The sequence below is a fragment of the Pseudideonella sakaiensis genome (assembly GCF_048320135.1).
Taxonomy (GTDB): domain Bacteria; phylum Pseudomonadota; class Gammaproteobacteria; order Burkholderiales; family Burkholderiaceae_C; genus Ideonella_A; species Ideonella_A sakaiensis_A.
This window is the reverse complement of the sequence record NZ_CP182947.1, coordinates 5443998-5459745: the sequence shown is the minus strand read 5'-3', so window position 1 is coordinate 5459745 and position 15748 is coordinate 5443998. Positions and strand designations below refer to the sequence as shown.

Sequence of the window (15748 nt, the reverse complement as noted above, 5' to 3'; positions counted from 1 at the left end):
TGCGCCGCGCGCTCAGACCCGGCCGCGCACCGGCAGCAATGCCCCGGTGATTGCACTCGCATCGTCGGACAGCAGGAAGGCGATCACCGCCGCCAGCTTGTCCGGGCCGACCCACCGCGCCGGGTCGTCGTCCGGCATGTCCTTGCGGTTGGTCGGCGTATCGATGATCGTCGGCAGCACCGCATTGACGTTGATGCCCTGATCCTTCAGCTCCTCGGCGAGCCCCTCGGTCAACCGCGCAACGCCCGATTTCGATGCCGCATAGGCCGCCATGCCCTTGCCCGCCTGCAGCGCTGCCGCGGCGCCGACGTTGACGATTCGGCCGCTGCCATGCTCCAGCATCTTCGGCAGCACCGCCTGCGTCGTCACGACGACGGTGCGCAGATTGATCTGGTACATCCGGTCCCAGGTCTCGATCGAGCCGGAGGCCGCCGGCTCCCAGGCAAATCCGCCGGCGACATTGACCAGGCCGTCGATGCGCCCGAGTTTCTTGACGACCCGCTCGACCATGCCGGAAGCGGCGGCCGGATCGCCGAGATCGATGCCGTTCAGCCGCATCGCCGCCGCGGTTGCGGCCGCCGGCGAACCGGCCGGCGCACGGTCGACCATCGCGACCAGCGCACCGCGTGCGGCCAGCTCGGCCAGTACCGCCTGGCCGACGATGCCCTCGGCGCCGGTCAGGATCACGACACGATCGGTCAACTGCTGCTGCATGCTTTGTCCTTTCTGTTGTTGCTCATTGCGGATAGCCGAGCGCCGGCTGGCCGGCACCTTCGGCAGCGCGCCAGCCGGGCGGCTTCAGGAACAGGTTGGTGATCATCCCGCCGGGATCGTAGTCCGGCCAGCGCTGGCCGGGATGGCGGGCTTCCCACTGCGCCTTGATCTGCCGGCCGGTCAGGTAGTGCGGCACCTTGTCGGCATAGGCCAGCAGCGATTGCAGCCGCCAGCCACGGTCGGCGATCGCCGGCCACAAACGGTCCGCATGGGCGATATTCCACGCCGGATCGAGGCTCCATGCGGTTTTTCCGAGCACATCGCCGAAGATGAACAAGCGGCCGTCGCGCACGGTCCAGGCGGTCGGATCGCTGCCGAGCTTGACCGCATAGGCCGCACCACTCGAACAGAAGCCGCCGTATTGCGGCTCGAAACGGCCCGGATCGCGCAGGAACAGCGCCTTGTTGTCGGCGCTCGAGAAATAGTAGGTCCGCCCGGGCAGATCGACCACGTGGTCGGCGAGCCCCCGGGTCGGCCGCCCTTGCGTGAAATAGGCCACCGGATCGTGGCCGAGCAGCATCACCGGCCGGCCGGCGCCGTCGGCGACTGTCGCCCACGGCGTGCCGCAGCCGGCCAGCGCAAGCAACGAGATCAGCAACAGCAGGCACGCGCGCAGTCTGGTCATGGTCCGCTCCCTCCTTGGGGTCGATTCGACACCGGTCTGCCGGGCGCCCGCTGCTTGCAGCGCCCGCTCAGAAACACAGCGGCTGCGCGCGGTCGAGCAGCGCGCGCACGATGCTGAACACCGTCAGTGCCGAGGTTTTCGGATTGGCCGCCAGCGGATTGCCGCTGATCGTCAGCTCAAGGTGGCCAAATGCGCCTTCGGCTTCCAGGTGATGCCGGTTGCCGCTGATCGTCGGATCGGCAAACAGGTGCACCTCGGTGCGGTCGAGGCCGAGCCCCGCCAGCGCAATCGTCGCTGCGACATTGGCGTTTTTCGGAAACCGCGACGCCGCCTCGCGGGCGCTGCCGGCGAACAGCAGCGTCGCCTCGTCGAGCGCATCGAGGTCGATCGCCGCTGCGGCCGATGTGCCGGACCACGCTGCCGGCGGCTTGTGCCCGCTGTAACGGACGCGGGTCAAGCCACCGACACGGGCTGCGGCGAGCGCGTCGATCGCGCCGACCGCGCCCGACAGCAGCTGCACCTGGGTACCGCCCTGCTTCGCCGCCTGCTCGATCTCCTCGACCAGCCCGTCTTCGGCCAGCGCGCCGACCGATGCGAGCAGGCACGGCAAGCCGTTGCGCAGTGCCGGCAGCACATGTTCGCCGATCGCCCGGTGGCCGGCGCACTCGACGACCAGATCGGGCCGCTGCCCGCCGAGATCGAGCTGCGTCAACGCCCGCGCGTGCGCAAAGCCGTGCTCGCGAAGCCACTCGGCAGCGCGCGCCTGGGCCGACTCGGAGACAACGACGCTGTGCAGATCGAGTTCGGGCTGCTGCCGCACCCGCTCGAGCACGTTGGTGCCGATCGCACCGAAGCCGATCATCGCGATGCGCAACACAGGGTCCCCTCCTTCCGGCATGAAGACAAATCCATCAATCGAAGGCTCGGCCGTCGAGGTCGCGGCCCGACATCACCAGCCACCAGCATATCGGTTGCAGCCCAGGCTTCGCGGATGGGGTCTTCGCCCGCATCCGTAGGGCAGCAGCGGTTGGTGAGGGCAGGCGTCACGGCGGCACCGGCTGCCCGTCCCATGCAAATACCCGGCCACTGTCGGTCGCGCGAAGGCCGTCGATCACGCTCAGCAGATGCGCCGCCGACTGCTCCGCAGTGAACAGCTGCTGCGGCCGCACATTGGCGCTGAACGGTTTCGACAACGCAGTATCGACGGTACCGGGGTGCAGGCCGACGCAGATTGCCTGCGGTGCACGCCGCTCGAGCTCGATCGCGCATGTTTTCAGCAGCATGTTCAACGCCGCCTTCGACGCCCGGTAGGAATACCAGCCGCCCAGCCGGTTGTCGCCGATGCTGCCGACGCGGGCCGACAACGCGGCGAAGACCGACCGGCGCTTGCGCGGCAGCAACGGAAGAAAATGTTTCGCGACCAGCGCCGGGCCGATGCTGTTGACGGCGAAACAGCGCGCCATCGCCGCGGCATCGAGCGACGCCCACGATTTTTCCGGCGCGACGTCGCCATCGTGCAGCAGGCCGGTTGCGACGATCACCAGCCGGATCTCGCCGCCGACTGCCCTCGCCTGTTCTGCAGCCGCGATGATGCTCGGCTCGTCGGCCAGGTCGATGCGGCCACGAACCACCGTCGGTTTGTCGACGACCGCTGGCGTCGATCTCGACAGCGCGACGATGTGCAAGAAGCGGCCGCCGGCAGCGAGTTGCTCGACCAGCGCCGCACCGACCCCGCCGGAGGCGCCGATCACGACCGCGACAGCATCGCCCTCTCCAGGTTCGTTGTTCACTCGTGCAGCTGCCGCGTCAGCAGCAGTTCGGTTGAGGTGGTTCGACGGTACAACATGTCCGGTGCAGTGGCGGAACCAAGCATGCCGACGCGGAGTCAGCCAACTGCGATGCAGAACAACCTCGACCTGTTCGAACCAGCCAGCGAGACCCGGCCCGAGCGCCGGCAGCTCGCCGATGGCGCAGTCGTGCTGCATGGTTTTGCCAGCGCCGAGGCCGCCGAGCTGCTCGACGCAATCACCACCGTGACCAGCGCGGCGCCGCTGCGCCGGATGACGACACCCGGCGGCTACACGATGTCGGTCGAGATGAGCAACTGCGGCCCGCTCGGCTGGGTCAGCGATGCCAGCGGCTACCGCTACGACCCGCTCGATCCGTTGACCGGTCTGCCGTGGCCGCCGATGCCGGAGATCTTCTGCGGGTTGGCCGAGCGTGCCGCCAGCGCCGCCGGTTTCAGCGGCTTTGAGCCCGACGCATGCCTGATCAACCGCTATGCGGCCGGCAGCAAGCTTGGCCTGCACCAGGACCGCGACGAGCGCAACGCCGCCCACCCGATCGTCTCGGTCTCGCTCGGCCTGCCGGCCAACTTTGTCTTCGGCGGCAAGCGGCGCACCGAGCGCACGACGAAGGTTGCGCTGCAGCACGGCGACGTCGTCGTCTGGGGCGGGCCGGCCCGCTTGTTCCATCACGGCGTGCTGACGCTGAAGGACGGCGTCCATTCGCAGACCGGCCGCTTCCGCTTCAACCTGACGCTGCGCCGCGCGGCCTGAGCTTTTTCCGCGTCCGGGCGCGCTGGCAACCGCGCACCAGGAAGGCGCCTCCAGCCTCCGATCAATACCAAAACGCGCACATCAGGGAAATTACCGAGTCGGTGATGCAAGATCGTATCGGTCGCGCCCGCTGAAGTATCAACAGACGCAAGGTCGCAAACCTACAGTTGATTCATCCCCGGAGCCGCCTCAGCGAATGGCGATCCGTCGATAGAACCATCCAAGGAGACGACCATGAAGTTCAAATCCCCTCAGCTGCTCGCCGCGACGCTGGTTCTGGCCGGTGCCGGTGCGTCAGCCGGCGACCTCGTCATCGCGACCGTCAACAACGGTCACATGATCGAGATGCAGAAGCTGACACCCGAGTTCGAGAAGAAGTTTCCGGGCGTCAAGCTGAAGTGGGTCACGCTCGAGGAAGGCACGCTGCGCTCGCGCGTGACCACCGACATCGCGACCAAGGGCGGCCAGTTCGACGTGATGACGATCGGCATGTACGAGACACCGATCTGGGCCAAGAAGGGCTGGTTGAAGGAGCTCAAGTTCGACGCCGCCTACGACACCGCCGACCTGCTGCCGGCAATCCGAGATGGCCTGTCGGTCGACGGCAAGCTGTATGCGGCGCCGTTCTACGGCGAGAGTTCGATGCTGATGTACCGCAAGGACCTGACCGACAAGGCCGGCATCAAGTTCGGCGCCCGCCCGACCTGGGACCAGGTGCGCGACGCGGCGGCCAAGATCCATGATCCGGCCAACGGCGTCTACGGCATCTGCCTGCGCGGCAAGCCGGGCTGGGGCGACAACATGGCTTTCCTGACGACGATGGTCAACAGCTTCGGCGGGCAGTGGTTCGACATGAAGTGGAAGCCGCAGCTCGACACCAAGCCGTGGAAGGATGCAGTCACCCTCTACGTCGACCTGCTGACCAAATACGGCCCGCCGGGCTCGTCGGCGAACAGCTTCAACGAGATCCTGGCGCTGTTCAACGAAGGCAAGTGCGGCATGTGGGTCGACGCCACGGTGGCGGCGTCGTTCGTCAGCGATCCCAAGCAGAGCAAGGTGGCCGACAAGGTCGCATTCGCGCAAAGCCCGTCGGCCGTGACCTCCAAGGGGGCGAACTGGTTGTGGGCCTGGGCGCTGGCGATTCCTGCCGGCAGCCAGAAGACCGCCGACGCGCAGAAGTTCATCGAGTGGGCCACGTCCAAGGACTACGTCAACCTGGTGGCCAAGGAAAAAGGCTGGGCCTCGGTGCCTACCGGCACCCGCAAGTCGACCTACGCGAACCCTGAGTTCATGAAGGCGGCGGTGTTTGCCGAAGCGGAGAAGGCGGCGCTCGACAGCGCCAACCCGAACGACAGCACGCTGAAGAAGAGCCCGTACGTGGGTGTGCAATTTGCCGCCATTCCCGAGTTCCAGGCGATCGGCCTGGCGGTGGGGCAGCAGATGAGCGCAGCGCTGGCCGGCCAGGTCAGCGTCGAGGAGGCCTTGAAGACCTCGCAGACCGCTGCTGATCGCCAGATGCGCCGCGGCCGCTACTACTGAGCGCCGCCAGGGCCGAACGATGTTCGGCCCGCCCCCCAGCGGGGGGTCGAGGAAGCCTGGGACGGCCCGGCGTTTCCTTGAGATCCACTGCAGTACCGCAGGCCCGCTGAAGGGCGGGCCGGTGCCAGCGGCACCGGCGCCGACCGGGCGAAGCCGTCGGGGCACACCGAGCCCCAGTCCGATTACGTGAGAGGGAAACTCCAATGAAACGAACCCTGCCGCGGGCGCTGATGGCGCCTGCCGTGGTCACGTTGCTGCTGTGGATGCTCGTGCCGCTGTTGATGACGATCTATTTTTCGTCGGTCTACTACAACCTGATGGACCCCGGCCAGCGCGAGTTCGTCGGCCTGCTGAATTTCGAGTTCTTCATCACCGACCCCGACTTCGGTCCGTCGGTGATGAACACCTTGCTGCTGCTCGGTTCGGTGATCGTGATCACCGTCGTCGGCGGCATCGGGCTGGCGCTGCTCGTCAACGAGGCCTTCCCGGGCCGCGGCATCGTGCGCGTGCTGCTGATCTCGCCGTTCTTCGTGATTCCCACGGCCAACGCGCTGCTGTGGAAACACATGATGATGAATCCGGTCTACGGCGTGCTCGCGCAGGTCTGGATCTTCTTCGGCCTGGAGCCGGTGGACTGGATGAGCGAGCTGCCGCTGCTGTCGATCATCATCATGATCGCCTGGCAATGGCTGCCCTTTGCCTGCCTGATCTTCATCACCAGCCTGCAGTCGCTCGACCGCGACCAGATGGAGGCCGCCGGCATGGACGGCGCCAATGCCTTGCAGAAATTCTGGTTCCTGACGCTGCCCCACCTGGGCCGCTCGATCGCGGTGGTGATCATGATCGAGATGATTTTCCTGCTCAGCGTGTTCGCGGAGATCTTCACGACCACCGGTGGCGGCCCCGGCAACGCGAGTACCAACGTCGCCTTCCTGATCTACAAGCAGGCGCTGCTGAACTTCGACATCGGGGTGGCCTCGGCCGGCGCATTGTTCGCGGTCGTGCTGGCCAATATCGCGGCGGTCTTCCTGATCCGCATGATCGGCAAAAACCTGGATTGAATCATGACCCACCCCCGTAGCGCTTTCGGCGCCCCCCCTCAAGTGGGCGCAGCCAGCCGACCGGCAAAGCCGGACCCGCGGCCGCTGCTTGATGTCCGTGCCTCGCGGTTCAGCCGGGATGCCAAAGGAGCCAATGCGATGAAACACCTTCCCGTGATCATCCGCACCGTCAGCGCCTGGCTGCTGACGCTGCTGATCGTCTTCCCGCTGATCTGGCTGTTCCTGACCGCGTTCAAGACCGAGTTGCAGGCGATTGCGGTGCCGCCCGAACTCTTCTTCACGCCGACGCTGGAGAACTTCTCCGAGGTGCAGGTGCGCAGCGACTACCTGCTGTTCGCGAAGAACTCGGTCATCACCGCCGTGCTGTCGACGCTGATCGGCCTGGCGATCGCCGCCCCCGCGGCGTACTCGATGACCTTCTTCCGCACCAGGCAGACGCGCAACATCCTGATGTGGATGCTGTCGACCAAGATGATGCCGGCGGTCGGTGCACTGCTGCCGATCTACGTGCTCGCGCAGAGCGCCGGCTTGCTGGACTCGCTGACCATCCTGACGATCGTCTTCACGCTGTCGAACCTGCCGATCATGGTCTGGATGCTCTACACCGGCTTCAAGGAGATCCCGAACGACATCCTGGAGGCCGCGCGCATGGATGGCGCGACGATCTGGGGCGAGTTCAAGCACATCATCCGGCCGCTCGCGATGGGGCCGCTGGCTTCGACCGGCCTGCTGTGCCTGGTGTTGTCGTGGAACGAGGCGTTCTGGTCGCTCAACCTCAGCTCGGCCAAGGCCGGCACGCTGGCGGTGCTGATCGCGTCCTATTCCAGCCCTGAAGGATTGTTCTGGGCCAAGTTGTCGGCCGCATCGCTGATGGCGATTGCACCGATCGTCGTCGTCGGCTGGTTCAGCCAGAAACAACTCGTCCAAGGCCTGACCTTCGGCGCCGTCAAATAAGGAGATTTTCATGTCCTATCTGCAACTGAAGAATGTCGAGAAGCGCTACGGTGACGTGCGCGTCATCAAGGGGATCGACCTGACGATCGAGAAGGGCGAGTTCGTGGTCTTCGTCGGCCCGTCGGGTTGCGGCAAGTCGACCTTGCTGCGCATGATCGCCGGCCTCAACGAGGTCGACGGCGGCAGCATCGAGCTCGACGGACGCGACATCACCAGCCTGCCGTCGAGCAAGCGCGACCTGGCGATGGTGTTCCAGAGTTATGCGCTTTATCCGCACATGACGGTCGCCGACAACATGTCGTTCGCCTTGCGACTGGCCAATGTCGACAAGGCCGTGATCAAGGAGAAGGTCGGCCGTGCCGCCGAGATCCTGAACCTGTCGCAATACCTGGACCGCACGCCGAAGGACCTGTCGGGCGGCCAGCGCCAGCGGGTCGCGATCGGACGGGCCATCGTGCGCGCGCCGAAGGTCTTCCTGTTCGACGAGCCGCTGTCCAACCTCGACGCCGCGCTGCGCGGCGAGACGCGGATCGAGATCGCGACGCTGCACCGCGAGCTCGGTGCGACGACGATCTACGTGACCCACGACCAGGTCGAGGCGATGACGCTCGCCGACCGTGTCGTCGTGCTGCGCGACGGCGAGATCGAACAGGCCGGTGCACCGCTGGACCTCTATGACCAACCCGCCAACAAGTTCGTCGCGCAGTTCATCGGCACACCGCAGATGAACGTCGTCGACACCGCCGAGTTGCCGACGCTGCGCAGCGCGGTCGGCGCCGCCGCCGCGCAGCAGGGCTTCATCGGCGTGCGCCCGGAAAACGTCATCGTCAAGCCGGGCAGCGACGGCGCACTGCGCGGCAAGGTCGAGTTGATCGAGTCGCTCGGCTCAGACACGCTGATCTATACCAAGGTCGGCGCCGAAGCCGGCAAACACGTGCAGCTGATCTCGCGGCAGAACACGCGCACCGCGCTGCGTCCGGGCGACGCCGTCAGCCTCGACATCGCTCCGGATTCCTTCCACATCTTCAACCGCCAGGGTCAGGCCGTCGCCGCCCACGCGCAGTGAGACCGGCATGATTCCTCCAATGGACGCCAGCGGCGCTGGCGGCACGATCCTGCACATCGGCGTCGGATCGTTCCACCGTGCGCACCAGGCCGTCTACCTCGATGCGCTGCGCAAGAGCGGCGATACGCGCTGGGCCATCGTCGGCGGCAATATCCGCAACGACATGCAGGAGACGATGGCGGCACTCGCGGAGCAGCAGGGCCAGTACACGCTGGAGACGGTGTCGCCGGTCGGCGAGCGCCGCTACGAGCGCATCGAGGCGATCCGCGAGGTGATTCCGTTCGATCCGCAGCTGACGCGGCTGGTCGAGGTCGGCGCCGACGCTGCCACCCGCATCATCTCGTTCACCGTCACCGAGGCCGGCTATTACCTCGACGGCAAGAACCGGCTCGATGCCGGCCATGCCGACCTGCGCGCCGACCTCGAATCAGGCAGCACGCGGACGATCTACGGCGCCTTGACCGCGATCCTGCGCCAGCGTGTCGTCAACGGTGGCGCGCCGGTGACGCTGCTGAACTGCGACAACCTGCGCAGCAACGGCGCACGGCTGCGCGCCGGCCTGCTCGATTTTCTCGAACGGCGTGGCGAATCCAACCTGCTGACCTGGGTCAAGGCCTTTACCAGCTGCCCCAGCAACATGGTCGACCGGATCACGCCGCGCCCGTCACCCGACGTCGCCGAACGCGTGCTGGCCGCCACCGGCTGGGCCGATCGGGCACCGGTGATGGCAGAAAGCTTCGCCCAGTGGGTGATCGAGGACGATTTCATCGCCGGCCGGCCGGCCTGGGAACGGGTCGGCGCCGAGATGGTGACGTCGGTGCACGCCCACGAGGAGGCAAAGATCCGGCTGCTCAACGGCACCCACAGCTGCGTCGCCTGGGCCGGCACGCTGAAGGGCCTGCTGTTCATCCATGAAGACCTGGCGGTGCCGGCGATCCGGCAGATGGCGTTCGACTATGCGACGCACGATGTGATCCCCTGCCTCGACCGGCCCGATCATCCGAGCCCGTTCGACCTCGCGGCTTATCGTGACGTCGTGCTGCACCGTTTCGGCAATCCGCATGTCTGCGATACCAACCAGCGGGTCGCGATGGACGGCTTTGCGAAGATCCAGGGCTTCATCGTGCCGACGCTGCGCGAATGCATCGAGCGCGGCGCGCCGCTGGACGCCACTGCGGTATTGCCGGCGCTGTTTTTCGAGGTGCTGCGCCGCTGGCATCTCGGCGAGCTGCCCTACCGTTACCAGGACGGCCTCATGGACGAGGAGGCGGCGCACGCCTTCTTCTCGGCACTCGATCCGCTGCTTGTTTTCTGTTCCGACCCGCTGCTGTGGGGTCCGCTGGCGGCCCATCCGGAACTGGTTGCGGCGGTGCGCAACGCCCATGCCCGGGTACTGCAATTCATCAGGGACTGAGCGATGTTTGTCGTCTGTGGTGAAGCGCTGATGGACGTCTTTGCGTCGGCCGAGACGGACAGCGGCATGGCGCTCGATGCGCGGGTCGGCGGCTCGCCGTTCAATACCGCGGTCGGTCTGGCCCGGCTCGGCCAGCCGGTCAACTTCTTCGGTGCGATATCAAGCGGCTTTCTCGGCGAGCGGCTGATGCGCACGCTGCAGCACGAAGGCGTGGGCACCGCGACGGTGCAGCGCAACGATGCAGCGACCACGCTCGGCCTGGTCGGGCTCGATGCGGCCGGCGTGCCGTCGTATTCCTTCTACGGCGACGGTTGCGCCGACCGGCTGTTGACGCCTGACGCGATCGATACGCTGCCGCAGACGGTCGGTGCGATCCACGTCGGCTCGTACGCGACGGTGGTCGAACCGGTGGCATCGACGCTGCGCCAACTGGTCGACCAGTACGCAGCGCGCACGCTGATCAGCTTCGATCCGAATATCCGGCTCAATGTCGAGCCCGAACTAGCGCGCTGGCGCGACCTGCTCGACTGGATGCTGCCGCGCGCCCATCTGCTGAAGATCAGCGACGAGGACCTGCAACTGCTGCTGCCCGGTACCAGCCTCGACGACTTTGCCGCCGATGTGCTGCAGCAGGGGGTGCGGCTGCTGGTCGTGACCCGCGGCGCGGAAGGTGTTTCGGCCTGGACCCGTCGCACGCGGGCGAGTGTCGCGGCGCAGCCGGTCGATGTCGTCGATACGGTCGGCGCTGGCGACACCTTCCAGGCCGCGCTGTTGACGTGGTTGAGCGAAAACGGACGGCTGACACCCGATGGACTGTCGGATCTGTCGCAGGCCGATCTCGAAGCGGCTTCCCGCTTTGCCGGGCAGGCGGCGGCCATCACCTGCTCGCGGCGTGGCGCCGACATGCCTCGGCGGGCGGAACTGGTCCAGGGCTGGAGACCATGTCCTTCGACCTCGTGATTTTTGGCGGTACCGGCGACCTTGCATGGCGCAAGCTGATGCCGGCGCTGTTCCAGGCCTTCCGCCATCGCAAGCTGCCGGCCGGCGGGCGCATCCTCGCGGTCGGCCGCGACGACCATTCACGCGACAGCTACCGCGACTGGCTGGACCAGCGTTTCTCCGATGTGTGCGCCGAGAAACGCCCCGAACACGAGGAATTCACGCGCTTTGCGCAGCTGCTTCACTATCTGCGCGTCGACCTGTCGGTGCCGGATGACTATGCCGCACTCGCGCAGTGGCTCGAGCAGCCTGCGAACGCATCGCCAACCAATGGCGACAACGTCGCTGCGCGCAGCGGCCCGGCGGAAACCGTCGTCTTGTACCTGGCAACCAGCCCGCATTTGTTCACGCAGATCTGCGAACAGCTCGGCCGGGTCGGCCTGAACGGGCCGCGGGTGCGCATCGTGCTCGAAAAGCCGCTCGGCCACGACCTGGCAAGCGCGCAACAGATCAACCGCGTCGTCCGCTCGGTATTTGCCGAGACGCAGGCCTTTCGCATCGACCACTACCTCGGCAAGTCTCCGGTGCAGAACCTGATGGCGCTGCGTTTCGGCAATGCGCTGTTCGAGCCGCTGTGGCGGCGGGAAAGCATTGCCAATATCCAGATCACATTGGCCGAGCGGATCGGCGTCGGCAGCCGGGGCGACTTCTACGACCGCACCGGTGCGCTGCGCGACATGATCCAGAACCATGCGCTGCAGCTGCTGACGATGATCGCGATGGAGCCGCCGTCGCGCAACGATGCCGATGCGATCCGCACCGAGAAGCTGAAGGTGCTGCAGGCGCTGAAACCCTTCGATGCCGACAGCGTCGCCCGCGATGTCGTGCGCGGCCAGTACCGGCGCGGCAATGTCGACGACCGGCCGGCACCCGGCTACCTCGACGAAGCCGGCGTGCCGCCGGACAGCCGCACCGAGACCTTCGTCGCGCTGCGCACCGAAGTGCAGAACTGGCGCTGGGCCGGCGTGCCGTTTTATTTGCGCACCGGCAAGCGCCTGGCCGAACCGGAGGCGCAGATCGTCGTCAATTTCCGCCCTGCCCCGCACAGCATCTTTCCCGGCTCGAGTGCGCCGAACCGGCTGGTGATCAAGCTGCAGCCGGAAGACGGCCTCGAGCTGCAGCTGCTCGCAGCGAAGGGATCGGGCCAGGCCGAGAATCTGTCGCCGGTTTCGCTGGACCTCGATTTCGACAAGGCCTTTTCCGCCGAACAGCGTGTCGGCGGCTACGAGCGGCTGCTGCTCGAGGCAATCGCCGGACGGCTGAACCTGTTCGTCCGCAGCGATGAACAGGAGGAAGCCTGGCGCTGGGTCGAACCGGTGCTGCAGGCCTGGCAGCGCGACGATGGCCGGGCCGGCAGCGTGCGGCCGTATGCCGCCGGCAGCTGGGGGCCGGCGGCATCGAGTGCGCTGGTCGCCCGCGACGGCTTTTCGTGGCCCGAGGAGGCATGAGCGTTCGACGGCATCCGACCACCTGCCACCGCAGCGCGATGGCGGCTTGTCCGCGCCGGCGACGCGGCTTCGCCGCGACTTGCGCCGAAAATCACGCCGGGCCGAGCTAAGGTCAGTCTCGATGGCCCGATTGACAGGAGTACCCGCCATGCCCGCCGCCCGCGAACGCAGCCTGCCCCGCCAGCGCCGACCGGAACTGGAGCTCGAACATGCGCGTCCGCTGTCGCTCGGCTATGAATCGGCCGACGAAGCCGGCTGGGTCACCTGTTTGTCGCACGGCTTCCCGACGCCGCTGGCGCGTTGGCACTTCCACGACGAATACGAACTGCACCTGATCACCGCGACATCGGGCAAGGCTTTCGTCGGCGACTGGATCGGCGCCTTCCAGCCCGGCCACCTGGTGTTGTGCGGGCCGCGGCTGCCACACAACTGGATATCGCAGGACGTTCCCGAAGGCGGCGTCGACGCCCGAGACCTGGTGATCCAGTTCCGCCACCAGCCGCTGGCCGATGCGGCGAAGGTGATACCGGAACTGGCCGAACTGCTGCCGCTGCTCGAGCGCTCGCGCCACGGCATCGAGTTTTTCGGCCTCGGCGAACCGGCGCTGGCCGGCTGGCAGGCGGTCAAGCGCGCGCGCGGGCTGGAACGCTTCACCGCGTTCTGCAACCTGCTGACGATGCTGGCGCGCTGCACCGACTACCGGCTGCTGTCGAATGTGCAGATGCAGGGCGAAGACAACGACGGCGAAAACGACCGCATCAACAGCATCGTCGACCGCATCACCGGTGATGTCGCGGCGCCGGTTTCGGCGAGCGACCTGGCGCAGGAACTGGGGATGACCGAAAGCCAGTTTTCGCGCTTCTTCCGCCGTTCGACCGGCAATACCTTCACCGATTTCGTCAACCAGATCCGCGTCAACCGGGCCTGCCAGCTGCTGATGGAAACCGACCGCCAGGTCACCCACATCTGCTACGAGGTCGGCTTCCAGAATGTCGCCAATTTCAATCGGCGATTTCGCGACATCAAGGGCATGACACCGTCCGAATTCCGCCAGCAGTCGGACCGCCGCTTCGGCCGCAGCGGCTGACGCCGACGCGCCCAACGCGCACCACGCGACGTCGGCCTTCCAGGCATCTGGTCGACCGGCAAACGCTTCCTGAGCGATGATCACGGCATGCCGCTGTTGCCGATCACCGACCCCGCGATCGACCTCGATCAGCGTTATGCAAGCGCCGACAACATCACCGGCAAGCCGATCTACGACCGTGCGGTCGCGTTGCTGCATCCGGATGCGCATGCTGCGCTGCTGCGCGCGGCCGGCCTGGCCGCGGCGCAGGGATTGCGGCTGCACCTGTTTGACGCCTACCGGCCGGTTGCCGCGCAGTGGCAGCTCTGGCAGACCTTGCCCGCCCCTGACTTCATCGCCGATCCGCGCCGCGGCTCGGCGCACAGCCGCGGCGTCGCGGTCGACCTGACGCTGGCCACGGCTGGCCGCGTGCCGCTCGAGATGGGCACCGGCTTCGACGACATGACGCCGCAGTCCGGCCACGCACGCACCGACATTCCGGTGCCGGCGCAGCACAACCGGCTGCTGCTGCTCGGCCTGATGGCCGCCGCCGGCTGGCGCCACAACCCGCGTGAATGGTGGCACTACAACCTGCCCGATCCGGCGGCCTATCCGCTGATCGACGATGCCGCCGACGGACGGCTGCTGATGGACCTGCGCTGACCGGCGGCGCGCCAGCCGCGGCCACCGGCATCGGTGCAGATCCCAGGCCTGACGGCGACGCCGCCCGGGTAAAAGCGCCAGGCCCGGCGGTGCACCACTGCACCGCCGCCGTTACCGGCACTTCGTCGGGCGCGAATGTCGCCGCGGCGATGCGCAGCCGGGCGTCATTTCGCCTCGAGCCGCTGCAGCAAGTCGAGTGTCGGATAACCGTCGGCCGGCAGGCCGACGCTGCGCTGGAAGTCGCGGATGCCACGCCGGGTCGCCGGCCCATAAATTCCGTCGGGCCGGCCGCTGTCGAAACCGCGCGCATTCAGTGCGGTCTGCAAGGCCAGCAGCTGGCTGCGGCTCAATGCTTGCAGGTCGCGTGGCCAGCTCGCCTGGACGTCAGGCCCGCCGGCCAGCCGCTGCGCGAGCAGGCCGACCGCCAGCGCATAACTGGTCGAGTTGTTGTAGCGCAGGATGACGCGGAAATTGCGCCCGACCAGAAAGGCCGGCCCGCGGGCGCCGGCCGGCAGCAGGATGGCGCCATCCGTCAGTGCCGGCAGCGCCCCACCGTCGACGGTTAGCACGCCTGCGGCGGCCCATGCCGAGCTTGGCTGGCGCAGATCGGCATCGGCGCGCGCATGGTCGAAGCCCGGTGGCAGCTGCACCTCGAGGCCCCACGGCTCGCCCAATTGCCAGCCGGCGCGGGCCAGATGGTTGGCGGTCGACGCGACGACGTCGGCAATGCTGCCCCACAGGTCGCGGCGGCCATCGCCATCGGCATCGACCGCCGAGTTCAGGAAGGTGCTCGGCAGGAACTGCGTCTGTCCCATCGCGCCGGCCCAGGAGCCGATCATCCGCGCCCGATCGATGTCGCCGTTCTGCAGGATGCGCAATGCCGCGAGCAACTCGCCGCGCGCCCAGGCTTCGCGGCGGCCGTCGAAGCCCAGCGTTGCCAGCGCATCGATCACCGGTGTGCTGCCGACATTGCTGCCGTAGTTGCTTTCGATGCCCCAGATCGCGACGATGATTTCCAGCGGCACCCGATACCGCGCGGCAATGGTTTCGATCTCGCCGCCGCGCAGTTGCGCCAGCTTGTCCTGACCACCGGCGATGCGCTGCGCAGATACCGCGCTGTCGAGGTATTGCCAGACGCTGCGGGTGAACTCCGGCTGCGCACGGTCCAGTTCGACGATGCGCGGCAGATACCGCACCTGCTCCAGCGCAGCACGCAGCGTCGCCTCGCCAATGCCGGCCGCGCGCGCGCTGCTGCGGAAATCATCGATCCAGCGGCCGAACTGGTCCGGCGACCTGGCGCCATTTGCCGGCTCGACCGACGGCGTCACCGGATCGGCCTTCGCAACTGATACCGCGGCTGGTGGCGGCGAAGGCGCCGGAGCGGGTTGCGGCGTCGCTGCGGGTACGGCAGCGGCGGCAACACGCGGCGCTTGCGGCGGTGTCGCCGCGCAGGCAGCGAGCGCGCCGCCGATCAGCAACACGGCTGCCAGCGGGCGTGGACGGGAGAGTGATGGGCGGTTCGGCAATGTAGGCATGCGGCCATTTTGACCGGCATGGCGGGTGCTCGGACGGTTCCCGCCT

Annotated in this window: 15 protein-coding genes; 10 read left to right on the top strand and 5 right to left on the bottom strand. The window is 67.1% G+C overall.

The window, feature by feature from the left end; genetic code table 11:
- Window positions 1-12: 12 nt before the first annotated feature.
- The 4 genes from ACNH6H_RS24965 to ACNH6H_RS24950 form a co-directional block, all read right to left on the bottom strand.
- Window positions 13-714: an SDR family NAD(P)-dependent oxidoreductase gene (locus ACNH6H_RS24965; protein WP_418320970.1), complete on the bottom strand. Its 702-nt coding sequence runs from the start codon at window positions 712-714 to the stop codon at window positions 13-15.
- A 22-nt stretch (window positions 715-736) separates the two neighbouring features.
- Window positions 737-1399: a YHS domain-containing (seleno)protein gene (locus ACNH6H_RS24960; RefSeq protein ID WP_418320969.1), complete on the bottom strand. Its 663-nt coding sequence runs from the start codon at window positions 1397-1399 to the stop codon at window positions 737-739.
- Between the two features lie 67 nt (window positions 1400-1466).
- Window positions 1467-2276, bottom strand: a complete 810-nt coding sequence (locus ACNH6H_RS24955) for an aspartate dehydrogenase (protein ID WP_418320968.1) — start codon at window positions 2274-2276, stop codon at window positions 1467-1469.
- 166 nt (window positions 2277-2442) lie between these two features.
- The gene (locus tag ACNH6H_RS24950) at window positions 2443-3189 is read right to left on the bottom strand and encodes an SDR family NAD(P)-dependent oxidoreductase (protein ID WP_418320967.1); all 747 of its coding nucleotides are present in this window, start codon (window positions 3187-3189) and stop codon (window positions 2443-2445) included.
- Window positions 3190-3297: 108 nt separating this feature from the next.
- Between ACNH6H_RS24950 and alkB the strand changes: the two genes are divergently transcribed.
- The 10 genes from alkB (at window position 3298) to ddpX (ending at window position 14167) form a co-directional block, all read left to right on the top strand.
- Window positions 3298-3957, top strand: coding sequence for a DNA oxidative demethylase AlkB (gene alkB / locus ACNH6H_RS24945; protein WP_418320966.1), 660 nt, complete (start codon window positions 3298-3300; stop codon window positions 3955-3957).
- A 234-nt stretch (window positions 3958-4191) separates the two neighbouring features.
- Complete coding sequence (locus tag ACNH6H_RS24940; RefSeq protein ID WP_418320965.1) at window positions 4192-5496, top strand: ABC transporter substrate-binding protein; 1305 nt, start codon at window positions 4192-4194, stop codon at window positions 5494-5496.
- A gap of 203 nt (window positions 5497-5699) precedes the next feature.
- Window positions 5700-6557 (top strand): carbohydrate ABC transporter permease, encoded by an 858-nt coding sequence (locus ACNH6H_RS24935; RefSeq protein ID WP_418320964.1) that lies wholly within the window; start codon window positions 5700-5702, stop codon window positions 6555-6557.
- Between the two features lie 138 nt (window positions 6558-6695).
- Window positions 6696-7511 (top strand): carbohydrate ABC transporter permease, encoded by an 816-nt coding sequence (locus ACNH6H_RS24930; RefSeq protein ID WP_418320963.1) that lies wholly within the window; start codon window positions 6696-6698, stop codon window positions 7509-7511.
- A gap of 10 nt (window positions 7512-7521) precedes the next feature.
- Window positions 7522-8577 carry an ABC transporter ATP-binding protein gene (locus tag ACNH6H_RS24925; RefSeq protein ID WP_418320962.1) on the top strand — a complete coding sequence of 352 codons (1056 nt, stop codon included), beginning with the start codon at window positions 7522-7524 and terminating at the stop codon, window positions 8575-8577.
- A gap of 7 nt (window positions 8578-8584) precedes the next feature.
- Entirely contained in the window at window positions 8585-9991 is a 1407-nt protein-coding gene (gene dalD / locus ACNH6H_RS24920) for a D-arabinitol 4-dehydrogenase (protein WP_418320961.1), read from the top strand.
- Between the two features lie 3 nt (window positions 9992-9994).
- On the top strand, window positions 9995-10951 hold the full coding sequence (locus tag ACNH6H_RS24915; RefSeq protein ID WP_418320960.1) for a carbohydrate kinase family protein: 957 nt from the start codon (window positions 9995-9997) through the stop codon (window positions 10949-10951).
- Complete coding sequence (gene zwf, locus ACNH6H_RS24910) at window positions 10933-12438, top strand: glucose-6-phosphate dehydrogenase (RefSeq protein WP_418320959.1); 1506 nt, start codon at window positions 10933-10935, stop codon at window positions 12436-12438. Before ACNH6H_RS24915 ends, zwf begins: the two co-directional genes overlap by 19 nt.
- A gap of 148 nt (window positions 12439-12586) precedes the next feature.
- Entirely contained in the window at window positions 12587-13525 is a 939-nt protein-coding gene (locus ACNH6H_RS24905) for an AraC family transcriptional regulator (RefSeq protein ID WP_418320958.1), read from the top strand.
- A gap of 87 nt (window positions 13526-13612) precedes the next feature.
- Window positions 13613-14167, top strand: coding sequence for a D-alanyl-D-alanine dipeptidase (gene ddpX, locus ACNH6H_RS24900; protein ID WP_418320957.1), 555 nt, complete (start codon window positions 13613-13615; stop codon window positions 14165-14167).
- A gap of 164 nt (window positions 14168-14331) precedes the next feature.
- On the opposite strand, the gene ACNH6H_RS24895 is transcribed toward ddpX, so the two are convergent.
- On the bottom strand, window positions 14332-15702 hold the full coding sequence (locus ACNH6H_RS24895) for a lytic murein transglycosylase (protein WP_418320956.1): 1371 nt from the start codon (window positions 15700-15702) through the stop codon (window positions 14332-14334).
- Window positions 15703-15748 lie beyond the last annotated feature (46 nt).

Bases quoted from the DNA above. Each gene is read 5' to 3' on its own strand.
- ACNH6H_RS24925 (WP_418320962.1), top strand. From the start codon at position 7,522: ATGTCCTATCTGCAACTGAAGAATGTCGAGAAGCGCTACGGTGACGTG.
- ACNH6H_RS24905 (WP_418320958.1), top strand. From the start codon at position 12,587: ATGCCCGCCGCCCGCGAACGCAGCCTGCCCCGCCAGCGCCGACCGGAA.
- ACNH6H_RS24935 (WP_418320964.1), top strand. From the start codon at position 5,700: ATGAAACGAACCCTGCCGCGGGCGCTGATGGCGCCTGCCGTGGTCACG.
- ACNH6H_RS24915 (WP_418320960.1), top strand. From the start codon at position 9,995: ATGTTTGTCGTCTGTGGTGAAGCGCTGATGGACGTCTTTGCGTCGGCC.
- ACNH6H_RS24895 (WP_418320956.1), bottom strand. From the start codon at position 15,702: ATGCCTACATTGCCGAACCGCCCATCACTCTCCCGTCCACGCCCGCTG.
- alkB (WP_418320966.1), top strand. From the start codon at position 3,298: ATGCAGAACAACCTCGACCTGTTCGAACCAGCCAGCGAGACCCGGCCC.
- dalD (WP_418320961.1), top strand. From the start codon at position 8,585: ATGATTCCTCCAATGGACGCCAGCGGCGCTGGCGGCACGATCCTGCAC.
- ACNH6H_RS24960 (WP_418320969.1), bottom strand. From the start codon at position 1,399: ATGACCAGACTGCGCGCGTGCCTGCTGTTGCTGATCTCGTTGCTTGCG.
- zwf (WP_418320959.1), top strand. From the start codon at position 10,933: ATGTCCTTCGACCTCGTGATTTTTGGCGGTACCGGCGACCTTGCATGG.
- ACNH6H_RS24930 (WP_418320963.1), top strand. From the start codon at position 6,696: ATGAAACACCTTCCCGTGATCATCCGCACCGTCAGCGCCTGGCTGCTG.
- ACNH6H_RS24940 (WP_418320965.1), top strand. From the start codon at position 4,192: ATGAAGTTCAAATCCCCTCAGCTGCTCGCCGCGACGCTGGTTCTGGCC.
- ddpX (WP_418320957.1), top strand. From the start codon at position 13,613: ATGCCGCTGTTGCCGATCACCGACCCCGCGATCGACCTCGATCAGCGT.
- ACNH6H_RS24965 (WP_418320970.1), bottom strand. From the start codon at position 714: ATGCAGCAGCAGTTGACCGATCGTGTCGTGATCCTGACCGGCGCCGAG.